We start from the raw sequence: 14,942 nt of genomic DNA on the forward strand, positions 1-14,942 counted from the left end.
CGCCTGTGGAGTTTGTGTAAGACCGGCAATGCCAAGGCATTGAGGCGACGGACAGCGAAGCAGGAACCTGGGAGGTAACGACCAGGGAATCCCCTTCCACAAGCGCGCTAGCGCTGAAGGTTGGGGAGGATGTCAAGGTCTCGGCTGATCCAGATAGCCAGGGCAATTGCCGGCAAGCCTAGCAAGGTGGCCACGACAAAGAAGGTGGCATAGCCTTGGGCGGTGACGACCAGTCCACCGAAACCGCTGAGAAACTTGCCGGGCAGCGTCATCAGTGAGGAAAAGAGCGCATATTGGGTGGCGGTATAGGCCCGCGAGGTCAGGCTGGAAAGAAACGCAATGAACACCGCGCTGGCCATGCCGTTGGCCAGGTTGTCGCCGATGATCGCCATCACCAGAAACGGCAGGCTTTCACCGGCCAGCGCAAGCGCAGCAAATAGCAGGTTGGTCAGGGTCGCGGCAGCGGCACCGAATACCAGAATCGGCCCGATACCGTAACGCACCACCAGCAACCCTCCCAAAACACCTCCCCCGACACTCATGGCGATGCCGAAGATATTGGTGACGTTGGCAATCGTGGCAAGTGAAAATCCTAGATCGATATACAAGGGGTTGGCCATTGAGGCCATGGCCAGGTCGCTGATCCGAAACATGGCGATAAACACCAGAATCCATAGCGCCTTGACCCCGTAACGGCGAAAGAAGTCGGTGAATGGGCAGACAATGGCACCGATCGTCCAGGCGCCCAGGCGCCGCAATGCCTTGGGTTTGCCTCGGCTGGCGCGAATGAAAGCCCGCACCTTGGGCTCATGAATCAGTTGAATACTCAGTGAGGTGCGTGCCGGTTCCGGGCGCAGCAGTACCGTCACCACCCCGACCCCTACCAAGGCGGCCATGGTCATATAGGCTGCATCCCATGATGCCAGCGATGCCACGTAGAGGGCGCCTGCGCCTGCGGCAAGTAAGCCGCCGCGATAACCGATGATATAGGTCGATGCCATGGCAGCCTGGGCATTGTCCGGGGCGGATTCGATGCGAAAGGCATCGATGGCGATATCCTGCGTGGCGGAGCCGAAGGCGACCAGAAGAGAAAAGGCCGCCACCCACCCCAGGTTACCTAATGGTTCGAGCCCGGCCAGTCCAATCAAGCCTGCGGCGATCATGGCTTGTGCCAATAACATCCAGCCACGCCGTTGGCCGAAAGCACGCGTCAGTACCGGCAAGGCCAGGCGATCCACCACCGGCGCCCAGAAAAACTTGATCGAATAGAGCATCCCGATCCAGGCGAAAAACCCGATGGCGGCGACCTCCACGCCGTCACTGCGCAGCCAGGCGGAGAGGGTGGAAAACACCAGCAGGAAAGGTAGTCCTGCGGAAAACCCCAGAAACAGCATGGTGATGACCGGCGCCTGCAGGTAAATCATCAGGGCAGCGCGCCAGCTGCGCTGAGCGTTGGGGATAAGCATAGAGCAAGGACTCCTTGCAGTTGAACAAAGACGATGACAAAGGGCAGGTGTTAAACTGGGTCGATACCAGAGAATGACGCCGATAGCTTACCGGAGAGGAGTTTTATATGTCGATTACTGCCCATCAAGTGGTGACGCTACATTACGTGCTCACAGATGAAAGTGGTCAGATTCTTGATGATTCACAGGCACGAGAGACCCCTCTTGAGTACCTGCATGGCCATGACAACGTATTGCCCGGCCTGGAACAGACGCTCGAAGGTCAGCAGGCCGGGGCCGAACTCAGCGTTACCTTGATGCCCGCACAGGCCTATGGCACCCGTAATGAAGACCTGGTGCAGGAAGTGAGCCGTAATGCTTTCACAGCTGAAGAGCTCGAGCCGGGCATGTGCTTTCAGACCGAAGGCGAAGCCGGTCCGCAGATCGTCACTGTACTCGAAGTGGTGGGTGACCATGTGCTGGTCGACACCAACCACCCGCTAGCTGGGCAAGCCTTGCGTTATAAAATCAAGATTCTTGAGGTGCGCGAAGCCACCCGAGCCGAACTTGCCAAGGGCCATCCACTACCCCCGGGTACCGATCACGCCAAGGTGGAAGACCGCAAAGTGCTGTAGCCGGTTGAAACCAAGAGAAAACCCCACCGCAGGTCAAGCAAGAGATCAAGCAGCCAAGCGCCCCTGGCATTCGTCAGGGGCTCAAAAACTGACCCATATCAACTTCCTGTTCGCCGCTGTCAGCGTATTTCCTAAACTTGATTCAGGTCAGCTTTTGCCCGCGGGGTTGCAGATACCATGGCTCCAACATATCGCGGCGGGAGAGCATTACCATGTATTGGGATGACGCAGTAATTTTTGGACTGGCAACCGTCGTGTTAGCGATCGTATTCATGGCAGGTTGGGTAGGCTTTATCGTTCGCGACCATCGTCGCAATAAAAAGGACTAGCCAGCCGCTTCAAGTCGTCAGGGGAGGGGGGATTTTTCCCCCCAGGGGGAATTTCCCCCACTCGCCGGCCCTTTTTGGGGTCGGCTTTTTTTTGTGCCCTCATGGCGTGCCGCTGAGCGAAGGGCGGCTTTGCAGAATACTCAAGCTGGTGACGGCACCCAGAATCAGCGCCATGCCCGCCATCTGCGACAAGTTTAATGTCTCGCTCAGCAGGAGCAGGCCGAAAAGAGCAGCGGTGACCGGCTCCACCATGGCGACGACCGAGGCTGTGGTAGGCAGTGTGTACCGCAGCCCGGTGATATAGCAGTAAAACGACAAGCCAGCTCCCAGCAGGCCGATCAGGATGAACCAGACTGCATCGGCGGACACTGACACGCTCATCGCCTGGCTGTGATCGATCAGTGGTAGCAGCACCAGCGTGCCGGTGGCGAAAGCGATCATTAACACGCTCGGTGCAGGTCCATGGTCGCCGGCGTACTTGAACCCGAAGATAAACAGAGCGTAAGAAAGTCCTGAAAGCAGGCCGCTGACGATACCCAGCGTCGTGATCGCATCCGACTGTGAGCGGTAGATGCCGGTCAGCAGTACAATGCCTGCCATCACCAGCGCGATGGTGACTAGTTTCACCGGCGTGGGACGCTCCACTCCGGCAATAAAGGAGACCAGGTAAACGAAGATAGGCGCGCTATACATCAGCGTTACGGCTACCGCCACGCTTCCCTCACTGATGCTGATAAAATAGAAAGTGAAGTTACCTGCGACACCCAGTCCCGCGATCAGTGACCAAAGCACCAAGCGACGGTTAAAGGAGAATCGCCGCCCTTGGAGGCGGATGACGGCCAGCCAGATTGCCATGCATCCCAGCCCCACCAGGACGCGCCAGAAGGAGATCACTTCTGGCGACCAGCCCCGGGACATGAGCAGGCTGGCAAGCCCCCCGGCCAGGCCCCATTGGAAAGCGGCTAATATTACAAGCAGGGTACTCGGAAACAACAGCAAGGCTCCTGACGGATTTTTGGGTAAACATTAGGTGCAGCTCTCTGATAAAGTAGCCGAATAACGGAAAAACACTATTCGGGATTATTCAATGAATGAACGCGCTGCAGGACGCAGAGCTTTTTCGTGGTGCAAAGCTTTTACTATGTGGCGGTTGCACTGTTTTATCCTGGCCCTTCTAGCTTGTTCTTCTGCAGCGCTTGCCAATTCACAGGCGATCACCTTGATTAACGGTCAGAAGAGCATTGAACTCTCCGTCGCCGAGTTGCGTAAAAGCGCCTCGCTTGAATTTTCCTTGTACGATCCTTACCAGGCGGCTGATGTCGAGATGCGGGGCATTCCCTTCCGAGATTTCTTGATTGAGCATTTTGGCAGCGTTCCCTCGGCGCTGTATTTTACCGCCTGGGATGATTATGCGGTTTCCCTCTCTGGCTGGGACGATCCCGACTGGATACTCGTGACTCATGAAAATAATCAACCGTTGACGTTGCGCGGCCGGGGTCCATTACGCTTGGTCGAGCGTGATTACGCTGACCGTGATACCGAAAATTTGCGTGAATTCAATGATTGGCTATGGATGATCCGTAGCATTGAGGCTAAGTGGTGAGGCCTGCATCCTCCGTGCCGGAGCCGCCCCAGAGTAATTCGTTAAAGGGCAAGCGCTATGTTTCGTGGTTGACATTGAGCCTGATGAGTTTCATCGCTCTGATGATACTTGTGGGTTATGAAGCCCGCTGGGTATACCCCGAAATCCGCGCCTATTTCAGCCAGACCGGCAACCTGACCGGCCAGCAATTGGCCACACGCTCGCGGGTGTATTTGCAGGAAGTACAAACGGAGCTGCTCGTCAGTTCACCGCCAGCGCAGGATCCCCCCTTTTTGCTTACCCGGCTGGAGTTGGCTTACGGCCTGTTCGACGTGGCGGTCTATCGACAGACATACAGCTGTGTCGAGCCAAGTTTGGCTCAATTGGACCGCTTGATGAGTAGGCTGGCTCAAGGTGAGGTGGATGAAGTGTCCGCGGTCAGAAATCTGTTGGCACCGATTCAGTGTCTGACCATGATTGAAATGAGTCAGTCGGATCTTCGCGGCGAGGCCATCAACGAATTCGCCGACGATACGCGACGCCATCAGGTCGTGCTGACTTTCGCCAGCTTGGTGATCTTTCTGCTGGGCCTGGTGTTCTGGTGGCGGCATGAGTGTCAACTGCGGCGTACCCGACGGGCCACTCTGCAGACGCTCGAATGGATGGAACATGCCATGCGGGATCCTCTTACCGGTGTTGGCAACCGTAGCGCCTTGCACCAGGATGTACTGGCAGCCGATAAGCAATCGCATGGGCTGTTATTGGTGGATATCGATTACTTCAAGCAGTACAACGATACATTAGGTCATCCGCGAGGGGATGAGATGCTGTGTCGCTTGTCCGCCTTGATCGATGAGGCCTTGAATCATGAGGCGAGCTTGTACCGGCTGGGCGGCGATGAGTTTGCTGCCTTGTTGCCGTGCGGTAATCGAAAGGAGCTGGCGCATTATTGTGAAGGGGTGATTGAACGGGTGCATCAGGTGGCATTTGAGCATCCGGCACATCCCGATCAAAAACCGGTGACGCTAAGCCTGGGGGCTGTATGTTTCGTAGCCGGCGACACCGATTTCTCCCTGGTGTACGAAGCGGCTGACAAGGCGCTGTATCACGTCAAGGCCTCCGGGCGAGATGGCTGGAAAATGGCCGACTGCAAGTCCTGTACCTCACGCTCGGTATGTGGCGCCAAGGGGTCAAGCGAGCGGCGGATATTGGCTCGGGATCTAGGTAAGAAGGCACTTGAAGAACGCACTTGAAGCCACGCTTAAAGTGCGCGATACAACACCAGCATAAGAAATCCTTAAGGCTCGGAGAGTGGCTTCGGAAAGGGCAGCTCCAAAGGTTCAAAATCATTAAGCCAATCAACTACCTGGTAGGCGGGCATGGGTTTTGCTATCCAGTAGCCTTGCAGATAGTCGCAGCCCAGTTGACCGAGCAAGGTGGCGCTGGCCTGATTTTCGACACCTTCGGCCACAAGACGAAGTCCCAGGTTGTGCCCAAGCTCAATGGTGGAGCGCACAATGGTGAGATCGTTTTCCTGAGTGTTCAGGTTGAGCACGAAAGATTTATCGATTTTGAGTTCATGGACTGGCAGGCGTTTGAGTTGGGCCAGAGAGGAGTATCCGGTACCGAAGTCGTCGACTGCGATAAACAGTCCTGCCTGATTCAGCTGCTCCAAGGATTGCGCGGCGAGATCGGCATCCTGCATCACGGCGCTTTCAGTCACTTCCAGTCCCAATTGGTGAGGCTCCAGGCCGTAATGATTCAGTGTCTCCAACAGCAGTTCAGGTAAATCGACATCCATCACGTCTTCGGCGGAAAGGTTGATCGCTGCAGACAGATGATGGCCTTGATGTTGCCACTCATGCAGTTGGGCGCAAACGCTATCGATCATCCAACGGCTGAGAATGCGGATATTGCCGGAGCGCTCGGCCAGGCTGATGAATTCATCGGGAGGAATGAAGCCGAGCGTGGGGTGTTGCCAGCGCATCAGCGCTTCGAACTGGATGACCTTGCCACTGCGTACATCCACCTTTGGCTGATAGGCCATCCATAGTTGCCGCTCGCTCACCGCCTCTTGAAGATCACGAATCAGTGTCAGTTGGCGCAGGTGCTGCTCATCCTGGCCTTCCTGATAGGTTTGATGGCGGCGGTGTTGGCGACGAGCCATGCCCAGGGCAATATCCGCCCGCCTCAAAAGCAAGTGAGGGTCGACCCCGTGGTGAGGAAAGTTGACCTCGCCGGCGGTTAATGAGGGTCTTATGGGTGACTCGTGCAGATCGATGGGTTGTGACAAGGCATGGAATAGGCTGTCGAGCCAATTGGAGTCGCTCGACTCAAACTCGACGATCAGCAGAAACTCATCGCCTGCCAAGCGGTACGCTCGACGAGCCGGCGTGGGCAAAGCGTCCAGGCGCTGGGCCAGGGTGAGCAATACGCGATCGCCCAAGGCATAGCCGAAGGTGTCGTTTATACGGCGGAAATCGTTGATGGCCAAGCGGATGAGTGTAAAAGGACGCTCTGCCGCGATGAGCTGAGTAATCGCTTCCTGGGCGCTGCTGCGGTTAGGAAGATCCGTCAAGAGGTCGTGACGCGATTGATGCAGCAAGGCTTGCTCGCGAAGTGCGATATCGTCTTGCATCGATAGCAGCGTCTGCGCCAGAACCCCGGTTTCGCCTTGGGAGGAAACCGGAATGCTGTTGAGCCGTTCACCGCGACCGATGCAGCGTGCCGCTTCTGCCAGCATCATCAAGGGACGACTCATGCGCCTGGCGCTCCAGACCGCAAGTGCCGCCGCCAATAACAGGATAAGCGCGACGATACCCAGAAGCTGCCACTGGAGGTCACGATAGGCGCTGAGTAGTTCGTTACGGGAGGTCTGTAGCAGGGCGTAGGTATGGTGGTCTTCGTTTCTCAGCAGTGTCATCGCTCGAGTCACATACGTATCGTCGGGTGAAAGCGCACTGCGTTGCAGGTAAGCATCTTCAGCCACTTCCTGCATGCGGCCATGCATATTTGCCGCCTGCATATTTTCATGCGAGCTAACCAGGTAAGTGGGTTTGCCGCTGGCATCCTGGTGGATAAAACTGATTTCAAGACCGGTTAGCGCATGTATTTCCTCGGCTAGCTCGGCATCGATCAAGAACCCCATTCCCACCCAGCCGATCAGGTTGGAGGCACGCACGGGCAACAGGACGAATTCAAAAGGCTTGCCGTTTTCGATGACGACGCTAACGGCATTGCCGTCGCGTTGAGCCTGCTCGAACAACTCGGGAAATGGCATCGAACTGCCTTCGACATGATGGCTGCTGGCCAGCAATTCGCCTTCAAGATTGGCGAAAATGACCATGTCAGCCCCAGCCCGGTTCCCATGATTGGCGAGTACCGAATTCAAGGAGACGGTGTCCTGAGTGGCCACAGCACTCTTGAAGCCGAAATCGTCGGTGAGGATTGCCACGTTGTTGCGTAGTTGGCTGCCTCGAGCGTTCAGCGTTTGCTGGAGCAGGCGCGCCCCAACCTCCAGATTATGTGAACCCTTGGCCAACGCATCTTGATATATGATCCGCAGGAAGACTCCGCCGGTAACCAGCTGGGAGATCACCACCACGGCAAGTAGAACCATCAAAAGGCGCGAACGAAAGCGCATACTTGAATCCCGGTATGGGTGAAGGCTTCAGAGAGCCTGATTTGCCTCACGAAAACGTTGCTGCAAAGACGATACTTCCGGTTCCGGTAATGGAGAAGCACGTAACTCGTGCGCAATATCCAGTGAATCCTCGGCGGTTATATTGCCTTCCCACCATTGCTGGTGGCTGTCGTGCAAGCCTGGATGCCAGACGCGTAGTCGATGTTCACCGCCAGGCAGGTCTGCTATCTCAACCTGCCCGGAGGCGTCGGTAGTTGTTGAAAAAACTCATCAGATGGCATGTGGCATGTCCTTGGCCATTCTGATGAAAGGTACGCTACGCCCGGGCTTTTTCGAGCAGGAAGTCGACGATCTGTTCCGCCGGGATCATGGTAGCTTCGCTGTCACGCCGCCCCTTGTATTCCAGTTCGCCTTTATCCAGGCTGCGATCGCCAATCACCAAACGGTGCGGAACCCCCATTAATTCCAGGTCGGCAAACTTGACGCCGGGGCGTGTATCGCGATCATCCAGTAATACATCCAGTCCGGCCTGGGTGAGGAGTTGGTAAAGGCGCTCGCTTTCTTCGCGCACGCGCTGGGATTTATGTGCGTTCATAGGGACCAGGGCGACATGGAAAGGGGCAATCGCATTCGGCCAAATAATCCCGGCATCATCGTGATTTTGCTCGATGGCTGCGGCGACCACGCGTGTTACGCCAATACCGTAACAGCCCATCCAGGGATGGCTGGTCTTGCCGTTGTCACCCAGCACGCTGGCACCCAGGGCTTCGCTGTATTTCTGCCCCAGCTGGAAGACATGCCCGACTTCGATACCGCGCTTGATCGAGAGCGTGCCCTGGCCGTCCGGCGAGGGGTCGCCTTCGACCACGTTGCGCAAGTCGGCGACCTGGGGCAGGGCGACATCGCGCTCCCAGTTGATGCCGAAATAATGCTTGTCATCGGTATTGGCACCCGCGCCGAAGTCGCTCATCAGGGCGACGCTACGGTCGGCGATAACCGGCATTTCGAGGTTTACCGGGCCGAGTGATCCGGGGCCGGCACCCACAGCGGCGCGAATTTCCTCTTCCGTGGCCATGGTCAAGGGGGCGGCCACTTGCGGCAGGTTTTCGGCCTTCACCTCGTTGAGTTCATGGTCACCGCGTACCAGCAGCGCAATCAAGCCGCCTTGCTCCGCCTTGACCATCAACGTCTTGATGGTCTTCTCGATGGGCAGCTTGAACTGTTCCACCAGGGTGGCGATGGTTTTGGCATCGGGGGTATCGACCAGGCGCAGTTCTTCGGCAGGTGCAGGGCGCTCGGGTGTTTCTCCCAGCGCAGCGGGCAGGGCTTCGGCCTTTTCGATATTGGCGGCATAATCGGATGCATTGGAAAACACGATATCGTCTTCACCGGATTCGGCCAGCACATGAAACTCATGCGAGCCGGTGCCGCCGATAGCGCCGTTATCGGCGATTACCGGACGGAAATCCAGGCCCAGGCGAGTGAAGATGCGCGTGTAGGCATCGTACATTGCCTGATAGGTGTCCTTGAGCGAGGCTTCATTCAGGTGAAAGGAATAGGCATCCTTCATGATGAACTCACGCGAGCGCATTACCCCGAAGCGCGGTCGAATCTCGTCACGAAACTTGGTCTGAATCTGATAGAAATTGATTGGCAGTTGCTTGTAGCTGGCGATTTCCTTGCGTACCAGGTCGGTAATCACTTCTTCATGCGTCGGCCCGACGCAATAATCACGGTCGTGGCGATCCTTCATGCGCAAAAGCTCGGGGCCGTATTGTTCCCAGCGACCGGACTCCTGCCATAACTCGGCGGGTTGTACCGCCGGCATAAGCACTTCCTGAGCTCCGGCGCGGTTCATTTCTTCGCGCACAATGCCTTCCACCTTGCGCAGCGTACGCAGGCCTACGGGCAGCCAAGTGTAAAGGCCGGAAGTCAAACGGCGAATCATACCGGCACGCAACATCAACTGATGGCTGATGACTTCGGCGTCGGAAGGTGTTTCCTTCAGGGTGGCAATCAATAATTGGCTAGCGCGCATGAGGGTGAGGATTCCTTGGTCTCGTCAATAAGAGCTCTAAAGCATGGTGAGCATTGTACGGCCAAGCCATGAGTGCGGCAAAGCGTGCGGTAAAACCTCGCTTATCCCAGGAAAGGGTTATGCTAGACTTCAATGCTTCTCAGGTACCGGTTTGCCAGTGATACATGCCAGTAATACTTAAGGCTATAGCGGCAGGGCGGGTAATATGAATTACATAAGGAAATGTCGATGCAGCAATCACTTCGTCGCTGGTTGAGCGCTATGTCTATAGCAATAATGGTAACGACACTAGCGGGCTGTGGCACGCTGCTTTATCCCGAACGCAAGGGCCAGTTGAGTGGTGATATCGACCCGGCGGTAGCGGTCGCCAATGGTATCGGCCTGCTGTTTTTCATTGTGCCGGGCGTCATTGCCTATGCGGTGGATTTTTCCAACGGCACCATTTACCTGCCCAATTCCCAAAGTGCCTCGATCGATGCGTTGAAGCTCGATAACAGTATCGATATCGCCACATTGGACCGCCTGCTTTCGGAAAAGGCAGGGCGGCCGGTAAGCGTGGAAAGCGAACAGCTCCGTATCGAAGAAGTGGATTCTCTGGAAGAAGCCTTGGCCTTGGTGCGCATGTCCGGTGTGCATGACCATAAACGCCTCGAGCTGTTGTAAGCCTGCCCTCATGGTTGAGAACCCCAGCTAGCTTTTTGTAACGCCATGGCTCGGGTTATTTCTTCCGTGGGAACCGCCTGGGTATCACCGAGCTCCAGCGGGTCGTAGTGAAATACATAGAGCCGGGAAGCAAATTCGACGATGGGCAGGGAGGCTTCACCATGAAGCTCGCCAGTGCCTTGGGTGGCACAGATAATTTCCTGCCCCCAGTTTTGACCGCTGTCATTGTTGGGATTGAAAAAGTAAACGCGCATCTCGCTGTTGGGGTCCAGAGCCACTCGAAGAATGGTGATCGCATGGCGGCCCACCAGTCGTGCGTCGCTGTCGGTGACGGCAATGCCTGCAGGTTGTGGATGGATCAGCGGCAGGTTGCCATTGTAAAAAGGGTGGTAGTAGGCAAAGAACTGGCGAAGAAAGCCTTCGTAGTCATCAAGCTCCCCGGTGTTTACATTGACCACCACACGAAAGCCATGGCCTACCCACCAGCCGTAAAATTCAGGGTTGATCCAGCGGTGCAGGTCGTCGTTACGTTTACCGCATAAGCGGCCCATCTCTATATAGATACGATCAAGGTGCGGTATCAAGATCAATGAGACAGGGTCTACATCGCTCGGTGGCGCTTTGGCAAGTCCCGCTTCCAACCCCCTGGAAGATACCCGTTGACCTTCGAAGCGGGTGAGTACTGCATCATCACGTGCTGCCCAGGCCACAAGTTGCAAGAGATAATCCGCATCGTTAAAGGCCCACATGGAAAGGCCTATCACTGACTGGCAGGTAGGGTTGTTGCCCTGGCCGACGCCAAGGGGCAGACCCAACAGGCTCAGCACACCCGCCAGTAACGTTACACGCGAAGGGTGGGCCTGACCGAAGACAGTGCTCAGTTTTTCCGAGGTTTCAGCGGATAGCGGCAGTGCAATTTGCCGCCATAGCGCCGAGGCGATAGGCGGCGTGAAAAGTACGCCGCGTTCGAGCATCATGGCCAAGCCGTAGGCTGCCTGACTGGTTTCCGGAAAAATAGCCTCGTCGATCAGGGTATGTACCAGCTGGATATAACACTGCAGCGCATCCATGCCCGTCATGCTGAGCCCCAGGGCCGTAGGGATCAGGTGATCTCGATGGCCGCGCAGGTGGCGAATGAGCATGGGGTGGTAGGGCGAAACCAAGCCGGTATCATGCATCGCAAAAGCGAAGCCTACCGCCTCTTCAGCCAGGGTGATGTCGTCCATCGACTTCAGCCGTTGGGCGTAGACTTCCAGGCCGGGATCTTCACGACAACCGCGGGTCGGGCCGAATAGTGCGCTGACCAAGCGCGCTGCGCTGACCATGCTCGCAGTCTCGATGGCAGGGTCGAAAAGGCAAAGCGCGATCTGGCTGATCATTTGTTTGATACTGTCTGTCTGAACCGGTCGTTGGGCAAGCAGCCGGTAGACTTCATCAACCAGACTTTCGAGGATGCTCTCGTAACCCAGTTGGTTGAGCAGATATTGATAGTGCACATGCACGAGGGTGCCAAGCCCTTGGGAGCGTTCACGGTCGGCTTCACTCATTTGTCCCGACAGTAAATCCAGGTTTAGTGCCATGACTTGCGTCAGAAAATTCCAGGCATGTTCTGCGGAAATACCTGAATGAAAATAATCTCCCTTGGCAACCGCGAGTAATCGAATTTCGCTCAGGATTTCGGTGATAGTGATCGCCGAGTCACCATGGCGCAACGAGCGGACAGCCAGTGCCGCCTGTAATATTTGCGGTTTTCCCCAATCGGTGCCGGTAAAGAAACCCGTGGATTCAATCGCTGGCACCCGAACATAGAGAGTTTCGTGCCCACCGGGCATCGCTAACAGCTTCTCCGCCGACTCGATGATCTCGTCAGTTGGATAGAACGGATCAATTTGACGGGCCCGCAGCAGTCGATTCAGGGCCGCATCGAACTGTGTCGCCAGCAGATCTAGGCTTTCACCGCCATTTGAATCACTGGTTGTGTGCGTCATATTGCTTCCCTTGTGCCAACGAATGGGGAAGCACGTAACACTATGCTGCCCCTGGTTTTCCAGGCTGTTAAATAGAATGCTGATTATAGTTCAGCGAAAACGGGCCACCTCCCAAGGGAAGGTGACCCGTAACTTACGACCAACAGCTGTACTGTAAATATTGCGAATTACTAAATACTATTAGTAATAAGTACTAAGCAATACTTATTATTAAGTGCTACGAGCTGCTGGAAGAAGAGCCGGATTTCTTGGAGCCTTCAGACTGTTTTTGCTGGTGGCTCTGGCCCTTTTGCACGTTTTTTTCGGCCTGCTTTTGGCCTTGCTGCATAGTTTCTTCGAGCTGTTGCTGACCTTTTTGCATGTTTTCTTCGAACTGCTTCTGGCTTTTTTGCATGCTTTCTTCCATCAACTTCATGCTCTTTTGCATGTACTCCTGGTTCAGTGCCGTTATTTCTTCAGCATCTGCCTTGAAGCGCTCGTTCAGGTTCTGCAGCTCTTTTTGCTGGTCTTCCATCACTTTTTTGAAGCCATCGCTGTCTTTCACTTCAAGCCAGGAACGTGACTGTTCCAAGCTCGTGTCGGTAAATTCACGAATCGCATTCAGCTGGGTGGAGAACAGTTTCTGGTAATATTCCAATGCGAGAGAACCGTAAGCACGCGTCGGCTCGATAACGGCGCTTGTGAACTGATCGCGGGCTTGCTCGACTGCTTTCTCGACATTCTCGCTAGTTTTTTCGTTACTATCCATGCTCGCTTTACTCCTCCAACGTAGGTAACAATCCAAGGTAAAATCCTTGTCCTGCCAATTCCTTTACCTGAAGGTAGTTCATCGCTGGAAAACTACCAGTATTGCAGTGCAATAAATAAGTCGAAATGGATGATTTTTTTAAAAGCCATTTTAATCAATAGCTTGTTGAAAGGTAATAGGGCTGATTGACGGAATGCGAGAAACTCTCCATCCACAATCCTTGATTTGGGCGGAGATGGATAGCGCGGCCATCGTCACGTTGGCCTGTCCTGGTTTTCGATATAGCCCTTTAGAACGTCAATAGGCGCACCGCCTGCAGTGAGCAGGCAATAGGCGCGGCTCCATAGCACCGGCTTCCCGTAGTATTGCTTCAGGTGCTCTGCGAACTCCTTCCTTATCTGCCGGCTGGTCACTGTTTTCAAACTGTTGACCAGCTTGGATGGCTGGATCGTTGGGTTGAGATTGAGCAGCAAGTGAACGTGATCGGCCTTCCCACCAAACTCCAGCACTTCCACCTCCCACTTCAAGCAAAGCTCCGTGGCAATGGCTTCGAGCCTTTCCAGCATCTCGGCGGTAAAACATTTTCGTCGATACTTGGTTACTAACACCAAGTGGTATTTCATATCATAAACACAGTGATAGTGTGATTTCATTTAATTGACACCATATCGATTTTTCACTAATTTACCAGACATGAAACCACGTTGCCATACCAAAACTCTCAAAGCCCGAGTCCGCGATAAGCACGCCAAAGTGCTGAGCGAATGGGCCTGGGCGATCAATCAGGTATGGAACTACTGCAACGAACTCAGCTTTCGTTCGGTCTCGGAACGGCAAACGTGGCTCTCCGGTTACCACTCGGCGCGTAAAGCATCGCCCAGTCCTCGGGCGGTGATATAAGCGCGCACCGCGCAGCAGTGCTTGTATTGATATTGCCCCTAACCCCTGATATTTTTCCAGCATGATGAAACGTGCCTACAAAGAGCGATTTTATCCCACCCCAGACCATCGCTGATGACCTGGCTGCCCGGCGCAATGGCCTGTTGCGCATAGCGACGTATCTCGGTGAGGGTAAAGCCGCTCACACGGCGTAGCTGAACACGCTGCGGGTGGCTCTCCTCATCGGTTTGCACGGCCGCCACAAACGGGAATTTGTGCTCAGCGCTGCGCCCGCGCTTTCCCGGCCGTTCACCGTCCAGGTAGGCGTCATCGATCTCGATGCGTCCAGTAAGCGTCTCTCTCGGGTTGCGCTCGTGCATGACCTGCAGCAGTTTGTGCTTGAGCTTCCAGGCCGTGTTGTAGGTGACGCCGAGTTCCCGGGGCAGCTGCAGTGCCGAGAGGCCATTCTTGCGTTGGGTCAGTAGGTAGATCGCCAGGAACCAGGTGGTCAGCGGCAGGTGCGTGCCATGGAAGATGGTACCGGCGGTCAGCGAGGTCTGATGATGGCAGTGATGGCACTGGTAGAGCCCCCGCGACAGCTGGCAGCACGTCGTGTTGCCGCAGTCGGGACATACGAACTCCTTGGGCCAACGAAGCCGGTAGAGGGCCGCACGGCATTGCTCTTCCGTGCCGTACTGTTCGAGGAAGGCCGGCAGTGACAGGCCGGGTTGAAACTGGATAGGGTTGCGAGCCATGTCGATAACGCCTTGATCATCCACATGCTTTCATTGTAGTTCAAGACTGGCCTGATGGCTGACTGAGGTGAGTAATCAGTAAGAGAATGGACATGCGATGCGTGTGGTGTCACGCACGTTATCTACTACACAATATTTTCAATCCACAAAGTATACAAAGAGGCCTTTACTGTTAGCTTGGTACGCTGTAGAATTATTATCCATTACAGCTCTATAGCGTATATCTGATGATGAAAG

The 14,942-nt window shown here is 55.2% G+C and carries 12 protein-coding genes and 1 pseudogene; 5 read left to right on the top strand and 8 right to left on the bottom strand.

All coding sequences use genetic code 11. From position 1 onward, the window contains the following. Positions 1–107: 107 nt before the first annotated feature. Entirely contained in the window at positions 108–1,466 is a 1,359-nt protein-coding gene (locus DU506_RS19050) for an AmpG family muropeptide MFS transporter (protein WP_114488449.1), read from the bottom strand. 107 nt (positions 1,467–1,573) lie between these two features. Here DU506_RS19050 and DU506_RS19055 point away from each other — a divergent pair, with 107 nt between their 5' ends. Further along, positions 1,574–2,080 carry an FKBP-type peptidyl-prolyl cis-trans isomerase gene (locus DU506_RS19055; RefSeq protein ID WP_114488450.1) on the top strand — a complete coding sequence of 169 codons (507 nt, stop codon included), beginning with the start codon at positions 1,574–1,576 and terminating at the stop codon, positions 2,078–2,080. A 212-nt stretch (positions 2,081–2,292) separates the two neighbouring features. Then, positions 2,293–2,409, top strand: coding sequence for a cytochrome c oxidase subunit CcoM (gene ccoM, locus DU506_RS22885; protein WP_415843633.1), 117 nt, complete (start codon positions 2,293–2,295; stop codon positions 2,407–2,409). A 99-nt stretch (positions 2,410–2,508) separates the two neighbouring features. Here the strand turns inward: ccoM and DU506_RS19060 are convergent, their stop codons facing one another. Beyond that, complete coding sequence (locus DU506_RS19060) at positions 2,509–3,402, bottom strand: DMT family transporter (RefSeq protein ID WP_114488451.1); 894 nt, start codon at positions 3,400–3,402, stop codon at positions 2,509–2,511. A gap of 94 nt (positions 3,403–3,496) precedes the next feature. On the opposite strand from DU506_RS19060, the gene DU506_RS22310 reads away from it, so the two are divergent. Then, entirely contained in the window at positions 3,497–4,012 is a 516-nt protein-coding gene (locus tag DU506_RS22310; RefSeq protein ID WP_235825795.1) for a molybdopterin-binding protein, read from the top strand. A gap of 83 nt (positions 4,013–4,095) precedes the next feature. Beyond that, entirely contained in the window at positions 4,096–5,244 is a 1,149-nt protein-coding gene (locus tag DU506_RS19070; RefSeq protein WP_114488452.1) for a GGDEF domain-containing protein, read from the top strand. A gap of 44 nt (positions 5,245–5,288) precedes the next feature. Here DU506_RS19070 and DU506_RS19075 read toward each other — a convergent pair whose 3' ends face one another. Together DU506_RS19075 and DU506_RS19080 are read right to left on the bottom strand one after the other, a co-directional pair. Continuing rightward, positions 5,289–7,634 (bottom strand): bifunctional diguanylate cyclase/phosphodiesterase, encoded by a 2,346-nt coding sequence (locus DU506_RS19075; RefSeq protein ID WP_114488453.1) that lies wholly within the window; start codon positions 7,632–7,634, stop codon positions 5,289–5,291. A gap of 316 nt (positions 7,635–7,950) precedes the next feature. Continuing rightward, complete coding sequence (locus tag DU506_RS19080; protein WP_114488454.1) at positions 7,951–9,672, bottom strand: proline--tRNA ligase; 1,722 nt, start codon at positions 9,670–9,672, stop codon at positions 7,951–7,953. A 228-nt stretch (positions 9,673–9,900) separates the two neighbouring features. Here DU506_RS19080 and DU506_RS19085 point away from each other — a divergent pair, with 228 nt between their 5' ends. Then, positions 9,901–10,335, top strand: a complete 435-nt coding sequence (locus DU506_RS19085; protein WP_114488455.1) for a hypothetical protein — start codon at positions 9,901–9,903, stop codon at positions 10,333–10,335. A gap of 8 nt (positions 10,336–10,343) precedes the next feature. Here DU506_RS19085 and DU506_RS19090 read toward each other — a convergent pair whose 3' ends face one another. From DU506_RS19090 to DU506_RS19105, 4 genes and pseudogenes are all read right to left on the bottom strand, one after another. Next, positions 10,344–12,323: a hypothetical protein gene (locus DU506_RS19090; RefSeq protein ID WP_114488456.1), complete on the bottom strand. Its 1,980-nt coding sequence runs from the start codon at positions 12,321–12,323 to the stop codon at positions 10,344–10,346. 217 nt (positions 12,324–12,540) lie between these two features. Further along, positions 12,541–13,107: a phasin family protein gene (locus tag DU506_RS19095; protein ID WP_220254471.1), complete on the bottom strand. Its 567-nt coding sequence runs from the start codon at positions 13,105–13,107 to the stop codon at positions 12,541–12,543. A gap of 218 nt (positions 13,108–13,325) precedes the next feature. Continuing rightward, positions 13,326–13,724 (bottom strand): IS200/IS605 family transposase, encoded by a 399-nt coding sequence (tnpA, locus tag DU506_RS19100; RefSeq protein ID WP_114488458.1) that lies wholly within the window; start codon positions 13,722–13,724, stop codon positions 13,326–13,328. Positions 13,725–14,069: 345 nt separating this feature from the next. Beyond that, positions 14,070–14,705: pseudogene (locus DU506_RS19105) on the bottom strand (IS1595 family transposase); the annotation flags it as partial. Positions 14,706–14,942 lie beyond the last annotated feature (237 nt).

This window comes from Vreelandella rituensis (assembly GCF_003336665.1).
In the GTDB taxonomy this organism is placed as follows: domain Bacteria; phylum Pseudomonadota; class Gammaproteobacteria; order Pseudomonadales; family Halomonadaceae; genus Vreelandella; species Vreelandella rituensis.

What these genes read in the sequence shown, in the direction of transcription:
- DU506_RS19050 (WP_114488449.1), bottom strand. Translation starts at nt 1,466, where the DNA reads ATGCTTATCCCCAACGCTCAGCGCAGCTGGCGCGCTGCCCTGATGATT.
- DU506_RS19055 (WP_114488450.1), top strand. Translation starts at nt 1,574, where the DNA reads ATGTCGATTACTGCCCATCAAGTGGTGACGCTACATTACGTGCTCACA.
- ccoM (WP_415843633.1), top strand. Translation starts at nt 2,293, where the DNA reads ATGTATTGGGATGACGCAGTAATTTTTGGACTGGCAACCGTCGTGTTA.
- DU506_RS22310 (WP_235825795.1), top strand. Translation starts at nt 3,497, where the DNA reads ATGAATGAACGCGCTGCAGGACGCAGAGCTTTTTCGTGGTGCAAAGCT.
- DU506_RS19070 (WP_114488452.1), top strand. Translation starts at nt 4,096, where the DNA reads ATGAGTTTCATCGCTCTGATGATACTTGTGGGTTATGAAGCCCGCTGG.
- DU506_RS19075 (WP_114488453.1), bottom strand. Translation starts at nt 7,634, where the DNA reads ATGCGCTTTCGTTCGCGCCTTTTGATGGTTCTACTTGCCGTGGTGGTG.
- DU506_RS19080 (WP_114488454.1), bottom strand. Translation starts at nt 9,672, where the DNA reads ATGCGCGCTAGCCAATTATTGATTGCCACCCTGAAGGAAACACCTTCC.
- DU506_RS19085 (WP_114488455.1), top strand. Translation starts at nt 9,901, where the DNA reads ATGCAGCAATCACTTCGTCGCTGGTTGAGCGCTATGTCTATAGCAATA.
- DU506_RS19090 (WP_114488456.1), bottom strand. Translation starts at nt 12,323, where the DNA reads ATGACGCACACAACCAGTGATTCAAATGGCGGTGAAAGCCTAGATCTG.
- tnpA (WP_114488458.1), bottom strand. Translation starts at nt 13,724, where the DNA reads ATGAAATCACACTATCACTGTGTTTATGATATGAAATACCACTTGGTG.